12 protein-coding genes and 1 tRNA gene are annotated in these 14,330 nt (G+C 72.4%); 5 read left to right on the top strand and 8 right to left on the bottom strand.

Annotated features, from left to right (window positions below; translation table 11 throughout):
• Positions 1-23: 23 nt before the first annotated feature.
• The 4 genes from RNC47_RS27170 to RNC47_RS27155 all read right to left on the bottom strand — a co-directional run bounded on the left by RNC47_RS27170 (position 24) and on the right by RNC47_RS27155 (position 5,493).
• Entirely contained in the window at positions 24-2,045 is a 2,022-nt protein-coding gene (locus tag RNC47_RS27170) for a beta-galactosidase (protein WP_311602404.1), read from the bottom strand.
• Positions 2,046-2,148: 103 nt separating this feature from the next.
• Positions 2,149-3,498 carry an ABC transporter substrate-binding protein gene (locus RNC47_RS27165; protein WP_311602402.1) on the bottom strand — a complete coding sequence of 450 codons (1,350 nt, stop codon included), beginning with the start codon at positions 3,496-3,498 and terminating at the stop codon, positions 2,149-2,151.
• A gap of 116 nt (positions 3,499-3,614) precedes the next feature.
• Complete coding sequence (locus tag RNC47_RS27160) at positions 3,615-4,553, bottom strand: carbohydrate ABC transporter permease (protein WP_311602400.1); 939 nt, start codon at positions 4,551-4,553, stop codon at positions 3,615-3,617.
• A 7-nt stretch (positions 4,554-4,560) separates the two neighbouring features.
• On the bottom strand, positions 4,561-5,493 hold the full coding sequence (locus RNC47_RS27155) for a carbohydrate ABC transporter permease (protein WP_311602398.1): 933 nt from the start codon (positions 5,491-5,493) through the stop codon (positions 4,561-4,563).
• Between the two features lie 271 nt (positions 5,494-5,764).
• On the opposite strand from RNC47_RS27155, the gene RNC47_RS27150 reads away from it, so the two are divergent.
• Positions 5,765-6,772, top strand: coding sequence for a LacI family DNA-binding transcriptional regulator (locus RNC47_RS27150; RefSeq protein ID WP_394814891.1), 1,008 nt, complete (start codon positions 5,765-5,767; stop codon positions 6,770-6,772).
• Positions 6,773-6,806: 34 nt separating this feature from the next.
• Here RNC47_RS27150 and RNC47_RS27145 read toward each other — a convergent pair.
• Positions 6,807-6,893: transfer RNA gene (locus tag RNC47_RS27145), tRNA-Leu, on the bottom strand.
• A 24-nt stretch (positions 6,894-6,917) separates the two neighbouring features.
• The gene (locus tag RNC47_RS27140; RefSeq protein ID WP_311602394.1) at positions 6,918-8,219 is read right to left on the bottom strand and encodes a DUF445 domain-containing protein; all 1,302 of its coding nucleotides are present in this window, start codon (positions 8,217-8,219) and stop codon (positions 6,918-6,920) included.
• Positions 8,220-8,317: 98 nt separating this feature from the next.
• On the opposite strand from RNC47_RS27140, the gene RNC47_RS27135 reads away from it, so the two are divergent.
• A complete protein-coding gene (locus RNC47_RS27135; protein WP_311602392.1) occupies positions 8,318-9,661 on the top strand; it encodes an SGNH/GDSL hydrolase family protein in 1,344 nt (447 codons plus the stop codon).
• Between the two features lie 172 nt (positions 9,662-9,833).
• Positions 9,834-12,158, top strand: coding sequence for a transglycosylase domain-containing protein (locus tag RNC47_RS27130; RefSeq protein WP_311602390.1), 2,325 nt, complete (start codon positions 9,834-9,836; stop codon positions 12,156-12,158).
• A gap of 13 nt (positions 12,159-12,171) precedes the next feature.
• Here the strand turns inward: RNC47_RS27130 and RNC47_RS27125 are convergent, their stop codons facing one another.
• The gene (locus tag RNC47_RS27125; RefSeq protein WP_311602427.1) at positions 12,172-12,474 is read right to left on the bottom strand and encodes a GroES family chaperonin; all 303 of its coding nucleotides are present in this window, start codon (positions 12,472-12,474) and stop codon (positions 12,172-12,174) included.
• A gap of 95 nt (positions 12,475-12,569) precedes the next feature.
• A complete protein-coding gene (locus RNC47_RS27120) occupies positions 12,570-12,905 on the bottom strand; it encodes a DUF3618 domain-containing protein (protein ID WP_311602388.1) in 336 nt (111 codons plus the stop codon).
• Between the two features lie 146 nt (positions 12,906-13,051).
• Between RNC47_RS27120 and bcp the strand changes: the two genes are divergently transcribed.
• Positions 13,052-13,519 carry a thioredoxin-dependent thiol peroxidase gene (gene bcp, locus RNC47_RS27115; protein ID WP_311602386.1) on the top strand — a complete coding sequence of 156 codons (468 nt, stop codon included), beginning with the start codon at positions 13,052-13,054 and terminating at the stop codon, positions 13,517-13,519.
• 12 nt (positions 13,520-13,531) lie between these two features.
• A complete protein-coding gene (locus RNC47_RS27110; RefSeq protein ID WP_311602385.1) occupies positions 13,532-14,311 on the top strand; it encodes an HAD-IIA family hydrolase in 780 nt (259 codons plus the stop codon).
• Positions 14,312-14,330: the final 19 nt, after the last annotated feature.

Below are 14,330 nucleotides of genomic sequence, written 5' to 3'. Positions count from 1 at the left end.
CCGCGCCACCGGTCGCGACCGCCCTACCGCCGAAGAACGGTCACGCCCCGGGGTGCCAGGGGGAGGGAGCCGGTCAGCGGCTCGCCCGTCACACCCGGGAGTTCGACCTCGTGATCGGTGCGGTTGATCAGGAACCAGTAGTCGACGCCGTCCTGCTGACGGATCGTCAGCTCGACCTCGCCGCGCGCCGCGTCGGGCAGCTCGCCGGTGACGCCGGCCGCGGCGAGCAGCCGCCCGAGCACCCCCGTCAGGCCGGCGGCACCGAGCCGGGTGGAGACGTACGCGGCCGAGCCGCCGCCCGGCACGGCCCGGCGGGTGATGGCCGGACGGCCGGCCTGCGGTCCCGTGCGGTACCCGGCGAGCACCTCGACGGCCGCCTCGTCGGTGACGGTGATCTCGTCCGTCCACAGCGTGCCGGTGGTGCCGTCGTCGAGCTCGACCGACTCGCCGTCGAACAGCGGCCCGAACTCCTCGATGCGGATACCGAGCAGCTCCCGCAGCGGGCCCGGGTAGCCGCCGAGCCAGGCGTGTTCGTTCTCGTCGACCACGCCGGAGAAGTAGGTGGTGACGAGGTGCCCGCCGGCCTCGGCGTACCCCGTGAGCTCCTTGGCCAGTTCGGCCGGCAGCACGTGCAGCACCGGCGCCACCACCAGCTCGTAGCGGTCCAACGGGGTGCCGGTGGGCACCACGTCGACCCGCACGCCGAGGGCGAGGAACGCCGAGTACCAGTCCAGGGCCTCCTGCCGGTAACGCAGCAACTCCGTCGGGTGCGAGTCCTGTTCGCTGGCCCACCACGACTCCCAGTCGAAGAGGATCGCGGCCCTGGCCGGTCGACGCCCGGACCCCGCGACCGGGGCCAGGTCCTCGCGCAGCACCCGGCCGAGTTCGGTCACGGCGCGGAAGACCGCGCTGTCGCTGCCCGCGTGCGGCACCATCGCCGAGTGGTACTTCTCGGCGCCGGCCGCCGACTGCCGCCACTGGAAGTAGCAGACGGCGTCGGCCCCGTGGGCCAGGTGCAGCAGCGAGTCGCGGGCCAGCTCCCCGCGCCGCTTGGCCCGGTTGACCGGCTGCCAGTTGACGGCGCTCGTGGAGTGCTCCATCAGGAACCACGGGTGGCCGCCGGCCAGGTTGCCGACCAGGTTGGCGGAGAAGGACAGCTCGTCGAGGCCCTGCGGCCCCGGGTGCACGTAGTGGTCGTTGGAGACGAAGTCGACCTCGCCGGCCCAGTCGGCGTAGTTCATCCCCTTGGTCTCGCCCATCACCATGAAGTTGGTGGTCACCGGCACCTCCGGGGTGAACCGGCGCAACACCGCGCGCTCGGCCCGCAGGTGCTCCTTGAGCGCGTCCGAGGAGAACCGCTTGAAGTCCAGCTGCTGGGTGGGGTTGGGGTGCGAGGCCGCGAGCCTGGGCGGCAGCACCTGCTCCCAGTCGGTGTAGCGCTGCGACCAGAAGGCCGTGCCCCAGGCGTGGTTGAGCTCGTCCACGGTGCGGTAGCGGCCGCGCAGCCAGGCGCGGAAGGCCACCGCGGCGTCGTCCGAGTAGTCGTAGATGTTGTGGCAGCCGAGCTCGTTGTTGATGTGCCAGGCCGCCAGCGCCGGGTGGTCGGCGTAGCGCTCGGCGAGCGCGGTGACCAGCCGCAGCGCGTGCTCCCTGAAGACCGGGGAGGTGGGCCGCCAGTGCTGGCGGGCGCCGGGCCACAGCGTCTCCCCGGTCCTGGTGACCGGCAGCACCTCGGGGTGGGCGGCGGTCAGCCAGGGCGGCGGGGAGGCGGTCGCGGTGGCCAGGTCGACGGCGACTCCGTGCTCGTGCAGCAGGTCCATCACCTCGTCCAGCCAGCCGAAGTCCCAGGTGTCCGGGCCGGGTTGGAGGCGGGCCCAGGAGAAGATGGCGAGCGAGACGATGTTGACGCCGGCCTCCCGCATCAGCCGGACGTCCTCCTGCCACACCTCGCGCGGCCACTGTTCCGGGTTGTAGTCGGCGCCGTAGCCGAGGCGGGCGCCGGGCGTCGGCCAGCGCAGCCAGCGGGGCGAGCGGGCGGTGGTCATCGTTCTCCTTCAGGCGGCGCGGCGTGGAAGCTCGTGGGTGCGGGGCCGGCCGCGGCGACGGCGGCCGGCCCCGTGGTGTGACGAGGGCCCTGTGGCCCGGGCGTCAGTCGGTGATCGTGAAGCCCTGCTCCGTGCCGTACTGGATGGAGCGCTCCTGCCAGTCCGCGAGGCCCTGGCTCAGCGGGATGTCCGAGACATACGCCTGGCCCGCGGTGTCGTTGAAGATCGAGTTGGCGTAGACCTGGTACGGCAGGTACGTCCAGCCATCCACCACGTTGGCGGCCGACTCGGCGAAGATCTCGTTGGCCTGCTGGCCGCCGAAGTACTCGAACTCGGTGCTCAGGAACTCCTCGGACTCCAGGTCGGCCACGGTGGCCGGGAAGGCACCGGCCTCCAGACGGGTCCCGACGCCGTCACCGGCGTTGGCGTACTCGATGAAGGCGTACGCGAGTTCCTGCTGGGAGCTGGCGGCGGGGACGGCGAGCGAGCTGCCGCCGTTCTCGGCGCTGGCGTTGGCGCCCTCCTCCCACTGCGGCAGCGGGGCGACCCGCCAGGAGCCGGAGGCGCCGGGCACGCCGGACTCGAAGTTGGCGGGCATCCAGGCGCCGGTGGCCAGGGTGGCGATGGTGCCGTCGGACAGGCCCTGGTACCACTCGTCGGTCCAGCCGTTGACCGGCGCGACCAGGTCCTCGTCGATCAGCTGCTGCCAGGTCTCGGCGTACTGGGTCGAGCCCGCGTCGGTGAAGTCGATGCCGACGTTGGTGCCGTCGACGGTGTAGGGCTGGCCGCCGGCCTGCCAGATGAGGCTGGTGGTCATGCCGGCGTCGCCCATGTCGCTGGTGATGTAGACGTCCGGGTTCGCCTCGTGCAGGGCGCGCGCCGCCTCGACGTACTCGTCCCAGGTGGTGGGCACCTCGACGCCGTACTCGTCGAAGACGTCCTGGTTGTAGAAGAGCGCCATCGGGCCCGAGTCCATGGGCAGGCCGTAGATGCCCTCGGTGCCCGCGTGCACCGCGTTCCAGGGGCCGGGAGAGTAGGTCCCCTCCAACTCCGAGGCGCCGAAGGAGCTCAGGTCGGTGAGGGTCTCGCCGATCGCGTACTGCCCGAGCGCGTAGTACTCGATCTGCGCCACGTCGGGCACCCCGCTGCCGGCCTCCATGGCGTTGCTGAGCGCGGTGTACGCGTCGTTGCCGGTGCCCGAGTTGACCAGGTTGACCGTCACGTTGGGGTAGGCCGCCTCGAAGTCCTCGACGACCTGCGTGAGGGTGGGCTCCCAGGCCCAGACGGTTATCTCGCCGCCCTCCTCGAGGGCCGCCTGGACGTCGTCGGGCGAGGAGCCGCCGCCGGAACCGCCGTCGTCATCGGAGCCGCAGGCGGTCAGTCCGAGGGTGGCGATCGCGAGCACGCCGGCGAGGGCGGCGCCGCGCCGCAGGGGACGCTTGGTGCTGGTCATCGTGGTCTCTCACTTCGTTGTCAGACCCGGAGGGTGGAGAAAGGGGAGGGGGCCAGGGGTCGTAGGGACGGGGAAACCGGCGGGGCCACGCGGCGCGGGGCCGGGGCCCGCCGGGGTCACTCCTTGACGCTGCCGGCGGCCAGACCCGACTGCCAGTAGCGCTGGAGCAGGAGGAACGCGGCGATCAGCGGCAGGATGGTGAGCAGCGAGCCGGTGATCACCAGGTTGTAGACGACCTCGCCGCCGGCCGTGATCGCCTGGGCGTTCCAGGAGTTGAGGCCGACGGTCAGCGGGTACCAGTCCGGGTCCTTGATCATGATCAGCGGCAGGAAGTAGTTGTTCCAGGTCGCGACCATGGTGAACAGCAGCACCGTGACGATGCCGGGGGCCAGCAGCGGCAGCGCCACCTGGAAGAAGGTGCGCAGCTCGCCGGCGCCGTCGATCCTGGCCGCCTCCATCAGCTCGGTAGGGATGGCCTCGGCGGCGAACACCCACATCAGGTAGAGGCCGAAGGGCGAGATCAGGGACGGGATGATCACGGCCCAGGGGGTGTTGGTGAGCCCCATCTCGCTGAACATCAGGAAGGTGGGGACGGCGAGCGCCGTGCCGGGCACGGCGACGGCGCCGATGATGACGGCGAACACCCCACGCTTGCCAGGGAAGTCGTGCTTGGCCAGCGCGTAGCCGCCGAGCACCGCGAGGAGGGTCGCGCCGCCCGCGCCGACCACGACGTACAGCACGGTGTTCAGCAGCCACCGCGCGAAGACGCCGTCGTCGTAGGTGAAGGTGTCGGCGATGTTGCCGAACAGCGCGAAGTCGCCGTCGAACCAGAGGCCGAAGGAGTCGAAGAGCCCGGCCTGGGTCTTGGTCGAGTTGAACAGCAGCCAGGCCAGCGGCACCAGCGTGTAGAGCAGCACGAGGCCGGTCAGCAGCGTGAGCAGCAGGCTGCGCCGCGGCCGGTCGCGGCTGTACCGCCGCGTCCTGAGCCGGACCGGGGTGGCGCGGCGGGAGGCGCCGTCGCGGGACGGGGAGACGGTGGTGGCGGGGGCGCTCATCGCCGGATCACGCTTCCTTTCGCATGCCGCGGAGCTGCACGACATAGGCGATGACCATGGTCACCAGGCCCATGACGATCGCGACCGTCGCCGCGTAGTTGTGCTGCCGTCCGGAGAAGGCCAGCGAGTAGGTGAACAGGTTGGGCGTGAAGTCGGTGGTGATCGCGTTGGGCACCAGGTTCTGCAGGATGCTGGGCTCGTTGAACAGCTGGAAGGTGCCGATGATCGAGAAGATCGTCGCGATGACCAGGGCGCCGCGGATGGCGGGCAGCTTGATCGCGGTGATCACCCGCAGCTGGCTGGCGCCGTCGATCTCGGCCGCCTCGTAGAGGGAGTTGGGGATCACCCGCAGCGCCGAGTAGAAGATCAGCATGTTGTAGCCGACGAACTCCCAGGTGACGATGTTGCCGATGGCGGCCAGCACCAGGTCGGGCGAGAGCGGGTCGGGCAGCGAGACCCCGAAGGCGTCCTCGATGTTGCCGACCAGGCCGAAGCGGGAGCCGTACATGAAGCTCCACATCAGCGTGGCCACCACGGCGGGGACGGCGTAGGGCAGGAAGATCGCGATGCGGAAGAAGTTCCTGCCGTAGAGGCGGCCGCTGTCCAGGGCCAGGGCGACCAGCAGGGCTATGAACAGCATGATCGGCACCTGGACGACCAGGAACAGGCTGACCCGGGCGAGCGAGTCCCAGAACTGCGGGTCCTCCAGCGCCCGCTGGTAGTTGTCCAGGCCCACGAAGCTGTTGCCGCCGACGAGTTGGTCGCGGTAGAGGCTCAGATAGATCGAGTAGGCGATCGGGGCCAGGAAGACGAGGGCGAAGACGGCCATGAAGGGGCCGACGAAGCCCCAACCGATCCAGGAGCGCCTGCGCTGGGCCCGGCGCCCCGGGCGCCGGGGCGCGGCGCGTCCCGCCGTGGCCGGCGGCGACAACGTTGTCATGGATTCTTCCTCGCTGCTCGTCCGGGTGTCCGCGCGACGGTGTTTGCGTAAACATCGGGACGTGTGCGGATATGTACGCCCAGTATGTTTACGTAAACATCGATTTCGCGTGATGTTTACACTGCCCCCTGGGGAGCGTCAAGGGTTGAGGGACCCGATGAGAGCTACGTAATCAAACAGAGACGCGCAGACTCGCACAGCATGGCACGATGAACGCCAGCAGCGCGGACGGGAAGGACGGCTGATGCAGGTCAGAAGGCGGCGAGTGTCCATGGCCGACGTCGCACGGCTCGCCGGGGTCTCCTCGCAGACCGTCTCCCGGGTCGCCAACGGCCACCCCGGCGTGGTCGAGGCCACCCGCCAACAGGTGCTCGCCGCCATGAAGGAGCTCGGCTACCGCCCCAACAGCGCGGCGCGCGCCCTGAAGCGCGGCGAGTTCCGCACCATCGGGATCATCCTCTTCACCCTCTCCACCACCGGCAACGTCCGCACCCTGGAGGCGATCTCCGCCTCCGCGGCCGAAGAGGGCTACGCCACCACGCTGTTGCCGGTGGCCGTCCCCACCCAGGACGGCGTCCGCGGCGCCTTCACCCGCCTCGGCGAGCTCGCCGTGGACGCGATCATCGTGATCATGGAGGTCCACCTGCTGGACGCGGCGACCGTCTCGCTGCCGCCCAACGTCCAGGTGGTGGTGGCCGATTCGGACGCCGGCGACCGCTACAGCGTCGTCGACACCGACCAGGCGGGCGGCACCCGCGAGGCCGTGCGCCACCTGCTCGACCTCGGCCACCACACCGTCTGGCACCTGGCCGGCCCCGAGGAGTCCTTCGCCGCCCAACGCCGCGCCGCCGCCTGGCGCGCCACTCTCACCGACGCCGGCCGCCCCGTCCCACCCCTGGTACGCGGCGACTGGTCGGCCGAGTCCGGCTACCTGGCCGGCCTCCGGCTGGCCGAAGAGCCGGACTGCACCGCCGTCTTCACCGCCAACGACCAGATGGCGCTCGGCCTGCTGCGGGCGCTGCACGAGAAGGGCCGCTCCGTGCCGGGCGACGTCAGCGTCGTCGGCTTCGACGACATCCCGGAGGCCGGCTCCTTCATGCCGCCGCTCACCACCATCCACCAGGACTTCGCGGAGGTCGGCCGCCGCTGTGTGGAGGGCGTGCTGCGCCAAATGCGGGCCGACACGACGGAACGGGGCACCACGCTCGTGCCGACCTGGCTCGTACGCCGCGAGAGCACGGCGCCGCCGCGCAACGGCACCCGCCCGCCGATGGAATGACAGGGATTCGGGAAGGACGAGACCTGCCCCGTCGTGGTGCGGCCGGAGGGATTCGAACCCTCACGCGCGTGAGCGCACTGGGACCTAAACCCAGCATGACTGCCAGTTCCATCACGGCCGCTCGCTGTCAGCCATCCTAGCCGCTTCACCACCCGGCGAGGCGGGTCAGCGTGTGGATGGCGAGGCCGGCCAGGGCGCCGATGATCGTGCCGTTGAGGCGGATGAACTGGAGGTCGCGGCCGATGTGGAGTTCGATCTTGCGGGAGGTGGTGCGGGCGTCCCAGGAGGCCACCGTGTCGGTGATGAGCGCGGTGATCTCCTTGCGGTAGCCGGAGACCACGTGGACGGTCGCGTCGGTCACCCAGCCGTCCAGCTTGGCGCGCAGCCGTTCCTCGGTGGTCAGGCGGGTGCCGAGGGAGAGGATCGCGGCGCGGGCGCGCAGGCGCAGGGCGCTGCGCTCGTCCTCGGCGGCGGAGAGGATCATGGCGCGCACGGTGTCCCAGGCCGAGGCGATGAGTTCCTGGATCTCGGGGCGGTGCAGCAGGTCGGCCTTCAGCCGCTCCACCCTGGCCCTGGTCTCCTCGTCCGTCCTGAGCTGCCGCGCGAAGTCGGTGAGGAAGCGGTCGAGGGCGGCGCGGGCCGGGTGTTCCGGGGAGTCGCGCATCTCGGCGGCGAAGCGCAGGAGTTCGCGGTAGACGCGGTCGCCGACGCGGCGGTCGACGAAGCGGGGGGTCCAGCCGGGGGCGCCGCCCTCGACGGCGGCGAGCACGGAGTCGCGGTGCTTGACCAGCCAGTCGTGTGCCTGGGTGCACAGCAGGTCGACGGCGCGGTGGTGGCCGCCGTCCGCGATGACGCGTTCCAGGACGCGGCCGAGGCCGGGCGAGATCTCCACCGCGTCGGCCCGGCGGGTGATGGCCTCGCCTATCACCGCCTGCACGTCGGCGTCGCGCAGCACGGTGAGGCCGCCGCGCACCCCGGTGGCGAGCTCGGCGGTGACGCGGTCGGCGTTCTCCGGCCTGGCGAGCCAGGCGCCGAGCCGGCCGGCCAGGCCGATGGCGCGCAGCCGGGCCCTGACCACGTCCTCGGCGAGGAAGTTCTCGCCGACGAAGTCGCCGAGGGACTCGCCGAGTTGGTCCTTCCTGGTGGGGATGATCGCGGTGTGCGGGATGGGCAGGCCCAGCGGGTGTCTGAAGAGGGCGGTGACGGCGAACCAGTCCGCCAGCGCGCCGACCATGCCGGCCTCGGCGGCGGAGGCCACGTAGCCGGCCCAGCCGCCGGCGCCCGCGTGCTCGGCCCAGGTGGCGAGGCCGTAGACGGCGGCGACCAGGAGCAGCAGCCCGGTGGCCACCGCCTTCATCCGCCGCAGGCCCCGCAGCCGCGCCTCGTCGCCCGGTGAGAGGGCGTCGCCGGGCCGGGTGCCGCCACTGTCCAGGTCCGTCGGAGTCATTCGTACATTGTCCCGGCAACCGCGCCGGTTTCCGCGCGTGACCGGTCCCTCACCCGGGTGGGTGAGCCGGGGTGCTCCGACCGTGGGATCATGAGCGGGTGGGAGTGGTGAGTGGACGGCGGGTGTTCGGCCTGCTGGCGGGGCTGATGGCCGTGGTGCTCGGGGTGCTGGTCGCGGTGGGCACGGGGCAGGAGGCGTCGGGCGCCGGGGAGCGCGCCGGGGAGCGTCTCGAGAAGGTCATGGCCGACCCTCACCCGACCCGGAGCGTGACGCCGGCGGCCGGCGCGGAGTGGGTGGGCACCTGGTCCGCCGCGCCCACCGGCCCCGAGCCGGGCACCGAGGCGGGCCTGCCCGACCAGTCCCTGCGGAACGTGGTGCACACCTCGGTGGGCGGCGGCAGCGTGCGCGTCGAGCTGTCCAACCAGTACGGCGGCCGTCCGGTCAGGTTCACCAACGTGACGGTGGCGCTGTCGGCGGGCGGCGGCCCCGGCGCGGTGGCCGGGAGCATGCGGCGGCTGACGTTCGGCGAGGGCACCTCGGTGCTGGTGCCGCCGGGTGAGCGGGTGCTGAGCGATCCGGTGCGTCTCGAGGTGGCGGCCGGTTCCGACCTGCTGGTGACGGTGTACGCGCCGGATCCCTCGGGGTCCGTGACCTACCACCGGATGGCGCAGCAGATCAGCTACGTGGCGGCGGGGGACGCGGCGGGCGAGGAGTCGGGCGCGGCGTTCACCGGGGTCGCCGAGGTGTGGCGGTACGTCAGCTCGGTGCAGGTGCTGAGCCCGGGGGCCGAGGGCTCGGTCGCGGTGCTCGGCGACTCCCTGACGGACGGCATCACCTCGACGGTCGGGGCCAACCGCCGCTGGACGGACCTGCTGGCCGAGCGGCTGCGCACCGAGCGGGACGCGCCGCGGCTGGCCGTGCTCAACCAGGGCATCAGCGGCAACCGGCTGCTGCTCGACGGCGACCTGACCCGGCAGTACAACGGCGCGAGCGGGCTGCGCCGGCTCGGTCTCGACGTGCTGCGGCAGGCGGGGCTGCGCACGGTGGTGCTCCAGTTGGGCATCAACGACATCACCGCCGCGCCGCAGCAGACCGACCCGGCGGCCATCGTGGCGGCGATGCGCCAGGTGACCGCCGAGGCGCACGAGGCGGGCCTGTGGGTGGTGGGGGCCACGCTGGCGCCGTTCGGCGGCCACCACACCTACACGCCGGAGCGGGAGCGGGTGCGGCAGCTGGTGAACGCGGAGATCAGGGCGGGCGGCGTGTTCGACGCGGTGCTCGACTTCGACGCGGCGCTGCGCGATCCGGCCCGTCCGCAGTCGCTGCTGCCGCTGCACGACTCGGGCGACGGGCTGCACCCGAGCGACGCCGGCTATGTGGCGATGGCCCGCGCCGTGTCGTTGCGGGACCTGGTGCCGGACACCGCGGAGCAGGCGCTCTGAGCGTCCTCGTGGGCCGCTCCTACGGGTGAGGCGGCGGGGCCGACCGGGTGACCGGCGGGCCGGGTCTCGGCGTCGCGGGCGCGCGGTTGCCCTAGACGGTCGGGTATGAGACGAGGACACCCCGATCGGCCGATGCGCGGGGACGAGGCCCGGGCCGGGGCCAGGTGAGCCGATGAGCGACGGCGAGACGGGCGAGGGGCCCGGTGGTCGCGCGGCGCGCGGGCGGCCGCGGCGGCGGGCGCGGCCGCGCAGGCACGGGCTGCGGCGGCTGCTGCCCACCTGGCGGATGGTGTTCGCGGGCACCACGCTGTGCGTGCTGGGCGGTTCGGGTGCCCTGGTCGCCGCCTACCTGCTGGTGGACATCCCGGAGCCCAGGTCGGCGGCGGCCGCCGAGGCCAACGTCTACCGCTACGCGGACGGTTCGCAGCTGGCGGTGGCCGGTGAGGTCAACCGGGAGAGCGTGGATCTCTCGCGGGTGCCGGAGACCGTCAGGCACGCCGTCCTGGCGGCCGAGGACCGCGACTTCTACGAGGATCCGGCCGTGGACGTGACGGCGATGGTCAGGGCGGCGTGGAACATGGCGCGCGGCGGCGAGAAGCAGTCGGGCTCGACCATCACCCAGCAGTACGTGAAGAACTACTACCTGGACCAGCGGCAGACCGTGAGCCGCAAGGTGAAGGAGCTGATCATCGCGGTGAAGCTGGGGCGCGAGGTCGACAAGGACGAGATCCTGGAGGGCTACCTCAACACCAGCTACTTCGGGCGCAACGCCTACGGGGTGCAGGCCGCCGCCCGCGCCTACTACGACAAGGACGTGGCGGAGCTCGACACGGCGGAGGGCGCGTATCTGGCCGTGTTGCTCAACGCGCCGAGCGCCTACGACGTGCGCGCCAACCCGGACAACGAGCCGCGGGCGGTGGCCCGTTGGGAGTACGTGCTGGACGGGATGGTCTCGGAGGGCTGGCTGACGCGCGAGCGGCGGGAGCGGCTGACCTTCCCCGAGCCGCGCGAGTTCAGGCCGGCCGACAGCCTGTCGGGGGAGCGCGGCTACCTGGTGGAGGCCGTGCGGCAGTACCTGGCGGACGCGGGTGTGGTGAGCGAGGAGGAGCTGGCCAGGGGCGGCTACCGGATCACCACCACCATCGAGCCGGCGCGGCAGCGCGCGCTGACCAGGGCCGTCGACGAGCGGCTGCTCGACCGGCTCTCGGCCGACGAGCCGCCGGACTCCTACGCCCGGGTCGGGGCGACCTCGGTCGACGTGGCGTCCGGCCGGGTGGTGGCGATGTACGGCGGCCGGGACTACACCGAGCAGTTCGTCAACAACGCGACGCGCCGCGACTACCAGGCGGCCTCCACCTTCAAGCCGTTCGTCTACACGGCGGCGCTGCGGCACCGGGCGCGGACCGTGGACGGCCGGCGGATCGGGCCGGACACCGAGTACGAGGGGGACAGCGGCCGGGAGGTCGTCGACCGGGAGGGCGAGGGCAGCGGCTGGGCGCCGGAGAACGAGAACGGCGAGGACTTCGGCGAGCTGACCGTCGCCGAGGCGATGGACCGCTCGGTGAACGCGGTCTTCGCGCAGATGGGCGCCGACGTCGGCCCGGAGCGGGTGCGCGAGACGGCGGTGGCGCTCGGCGTCCCGGAGACCACCCCGGGCATCGACGGGGCCCAGGGCTCGATCTCGCTGGGCACCGCGACGCCGAGCACGCTCGATGTGGCCGAGGCGTACGCGACGCTGGCCGCGCACGGCACGCACCGGGACGTCTCGCTGGTGGCCGAGGTGACCAGGAACGGGGAGCGGGTGGAGCTGCCGGAGCCGCGGGCCGAGCGCGCGGTGCCCAGGGAGGCGGCGGACGGCACCACGGCGATGCTGGCGGGCGTGGTCCGCGACGGCACCGGGCGGGCCGCGCGCGAGGCGGGCCGGGACGCGGCGGGCAAGACGGGCACCGCGGAGGAGGACCGGGCCGCCTGGTTCGCCGGCTACACCCCGGAACTGGCCACCGTGGTCGCGGTGTTCGGGCAGGACCCGGAGTCGGGCGAGCAGCGGGAGCTGTACGGCGTGGCGGGCCGGGAGCGGATCGGGGGCGGCGGGTTCCCGGCCGAGATCTGGGCCCAGTACACGCGGGACGCGCTGGCCGGCGAGCCGAGGCGGTCCTTCGACCTGGCGGGTGTCGACGCGGAGGACGCCGAGCGGGACGAGGAGTCGGAGGGGTCCGACGAGTCCCCGTCGGCCGAGGAGTCCGGCGGCTCGGGGGATCCGGACGGTACGGAGGAGCCCACCGGCCCCGCCGAGCCGCGGCAGCCGGGGCGGACCGGGCCGCCCGGTGGCGACTCGCCGCCGGAGACGCCGCCGCCGGCCGGCACGCCGGGCCCCGGCGAGGGCGGCGGCGGCACGGGCGGGTCGGAGGAGACGCCGGGGCAACTGCCGGCGGCCCTGCTGCCCGAGGGCTCCTACCTGGTGCGGGTGCCGGTGATCGGGGTCGTGGGGGTCGGCTAGGGCCTGGCGGCCGCTACAGGTAGAGGCCCGTCGAGTCCTCGCTGCCCTGGAGGCGCTCGGCGGCGACGGCGTGCAGGTCGCGCTCGCGCATCAACAGGTAGGAGACGCCGCGCACCTCGACCTCGGCCCGGTCCTCCGGGTCGTACAGCACGCGGTCGCCCGGCTCGACGGTCCGCACGTTCTGCCCGACGGCGACGACCTCGGCCCAGTCGAGGCGGCGGCCCACCTGGGCCGTCGCGGGGATCACGATGCCGCCGAGCGAGCGGCGCTCGCCCTCGGCGGAGTCTGCGCGGACCAGCACCCGGTCGTGCAGCATCCGGATGGGCAGCTTGTCGTGGGACGGTGCGGAAGAACTCACGTGATGACCGTATCTCAGGTGGGTGCGGCGGGAACCAGGCGCCCGGCCCGGACCTAGCCGCGCTGGCGGCGGCGGTTGGCGGCGACCAGCAGGCCCACCGCGGCGACGGTCAGCAGCGCCACCGGGACGACGCGGTCGAGACGCGGGCCACCGTCCTCCGTGACGAACCGCGAACGCACGCCCGTGACGCCACGGTTGACGGCCTCCAGCGCGCGGCCCGCGGTGCGGTCGATGTTGGCGGCGGCGCGGGTGCGCAGCTCGTCCGCGATGGTGCTCGGGTGCACGCGCACCCCGATCTCGTCCAGCGTCCTGGCGAGGTTCTCCCGCCGCCGCGCGATCCGCGCCTCGATGTCCGCCGGTGTCGCCGGTGTCCCGGCTGCCTCGGTCACGCCGCCGCCCTTCGTCGTCGTTCGCCTGCTCGGCACAGTGTGTCAGCTCCGCGAGCGGCTTGCCTGTCGGTCCCCCCGTTTAGGCTGGGTGGCGTACCAGCTCGCCAGGGAGACCGGCGAGACACGCGAGACACGAGGGAGCCGCCATGAGCGTGCGTCTGCAGCCGGGTGACCCGGCCCCGGCCTTCACCCTGCCCGACGCGGACGGCCGCCCGGTGTCGCTGGCCGACCACGCGGGGCGGAAGGTCATCGTGTACTTCTACCCGGCGGCCCTGACGCCGGGTTGCACCAAGCAGGCGTGCGACTTCACGGACAACCTGGAGCTGCTGGCCGGCGCCGGATACGACGTGATCGGGGTCTCCCCCGACAAGCCGGAGAAGCTCGCGAAGTTCCGGGAGCGGGAGGATCTGAGGGTCACGCTGGTCAGCGATCCTGACAAGGCGGTGCTCACGGCTTATGGTGCGTTCGGCGAGAAGAAGCTGTACGGCAAGACCGTGACCGGCGTGATCCGCTCCACCGTCATCGTCGACGCGGACGGCAAGGTCGAGCGCGCCCTGTACAACGTCAAGGCCACCGGCCACGTCGCCAAGCTCATCAAGGACCTCGCCCTCTAAGGAGTCGCCGACGTGGCAGAGCGTAAGCCGATCGAGTCCTGGCTGACCGACATGGACGGGGTGCTGATCCACGAGGGCGTGCCGGTGCCCGGCGCGGACCTGTTCCTGCGCCGGCTGCGGGACTCGGGGCGCCCCTTCCTGGTCCTGACGAACAACTCGATCTACACCCGGCGCGACCTCCAGGCCAGGCTGACCAGGATGGGCCTGGACGTGCCGGTGGAGAGCATCTGGACGTCGGCGCTGGCGACGGCGCAGTTCCTCGACGACCAGCGGCCCGGCGGCACGGCGTACGTGATCGGTGAGGCCGGCCTGACGACGGCGCTGCACGACGTGGGCTATGTGCTGACCGACGTCGCCCCCGACTACGTGGTGCTCGGCGAGACCAGGACGTACAGCTTCGAGTCGCTGACCAAGGCGATCCGGCTGATCAACGACGGCGCCCGGTTCATCGCCACCAACCCGGACCACACGGGGCCCTCGACGGAGGGCGCGCTGCCGGCCACGGGTTCGGTCGCGGCGCTGATCACCAAGGCCACCGGGCGCGACCCGTACTTCGTGGGCAAGCCCAACCCGCTGATGATGCGCACGGGTCTCAACCTGATCGGCGCGCACTCGGAGACCAGCGCGATGATCGGCGACCGGATGGACACGGACGTGCTGGCCGGCCTGGAGGCGGGCATGGAGACGTTCCTGGTGCTGACCGGGCTGACCAGGACGGACGAGATCGACCGGTTCCCGTTCCGGCCCTCCGCGGTGGTGGACTCCATCGCGGACCTGGTCGAGCGCATCTGATCCGGTAGGGGGCGGGACC

Origin of the sequence: Streptomyces millisiae (assembly GCF_031845425.1) — a bacterium.
GTDB lineage: Bacteria > Actinomycetota > Actinomycetes > Streptomycetales > Streptomycetaceae > Streptomyces > Streptomyces millisiae.
Note: the sequence above shows the minus strand (reverse complement) of the source record. Positions and strands in the feature narration are given on the sequence as shown.

Coding starts and splice junctions, on each gene's coding strand:
- RNC47_RS27170 (WP_311602404.1), bottom strand. CDS start 2,045: ATGACCACCGCCCGCTCGCCCCGCTGGCTGCGCTGGCCGACGCCCGGC.
- RNC47_RS27165 (WP_311602402.1), bottom strand. CDS start 3,498: ATGACCAGCACCAAGCGTCCCCTGCGGCGCGGCGCCGCCCTCGCCGGC.
- RNC47_RS27160 (WP_311602400.1), bottom strand. CDS start 4,553: ATGAGCGCCCCCGCCACCACCGTCTCCCCGTCCCGCGACGGCGCCTCC.
- RNC47_RS27155 (WP_311602398.1), bottom strand. CDS start 5,493: ATGACAACGTTGTCGCCGCCGGCCACGGCGGGACGCGCCGCGCCCCGG.
- RNC47_RS27150 (WP_394814891.1), top strand. CDS start 5,765: ATGGCCGACGTCGCACGGCTCGCCGGGGTCTCCTCGCAGACCGTCTCC.
- RNC47_RS27140 (WP_311602394.1), bottom strand. CDS start 8,219: ATGACTCCGACGGACCTGGACAGTGGCGGCACCCGGCCCGGCGACGCC.
- RNC47_RS27130 (WP_311602390.1), top strand. CDS start 9,834: ATGAGCGACGGCGAGACGGGCGAGGGGCCCGGTGGTCGCGCGGCGCGC.
- RNC47_RS27125 (WP_311602427.1), bottom strand. CDS start 12,474: ATGCTGCACGACCGGGTGCTGGTCCGCGCAGACTCCGCCGAGGGCGAG.
- bcp (WP_311602386.1), top strand. CDS start 13,052: ATGAGCGTGCGTCTGCAGCCGGGTGACCCGGCCCCGGCCTTCACCCTG.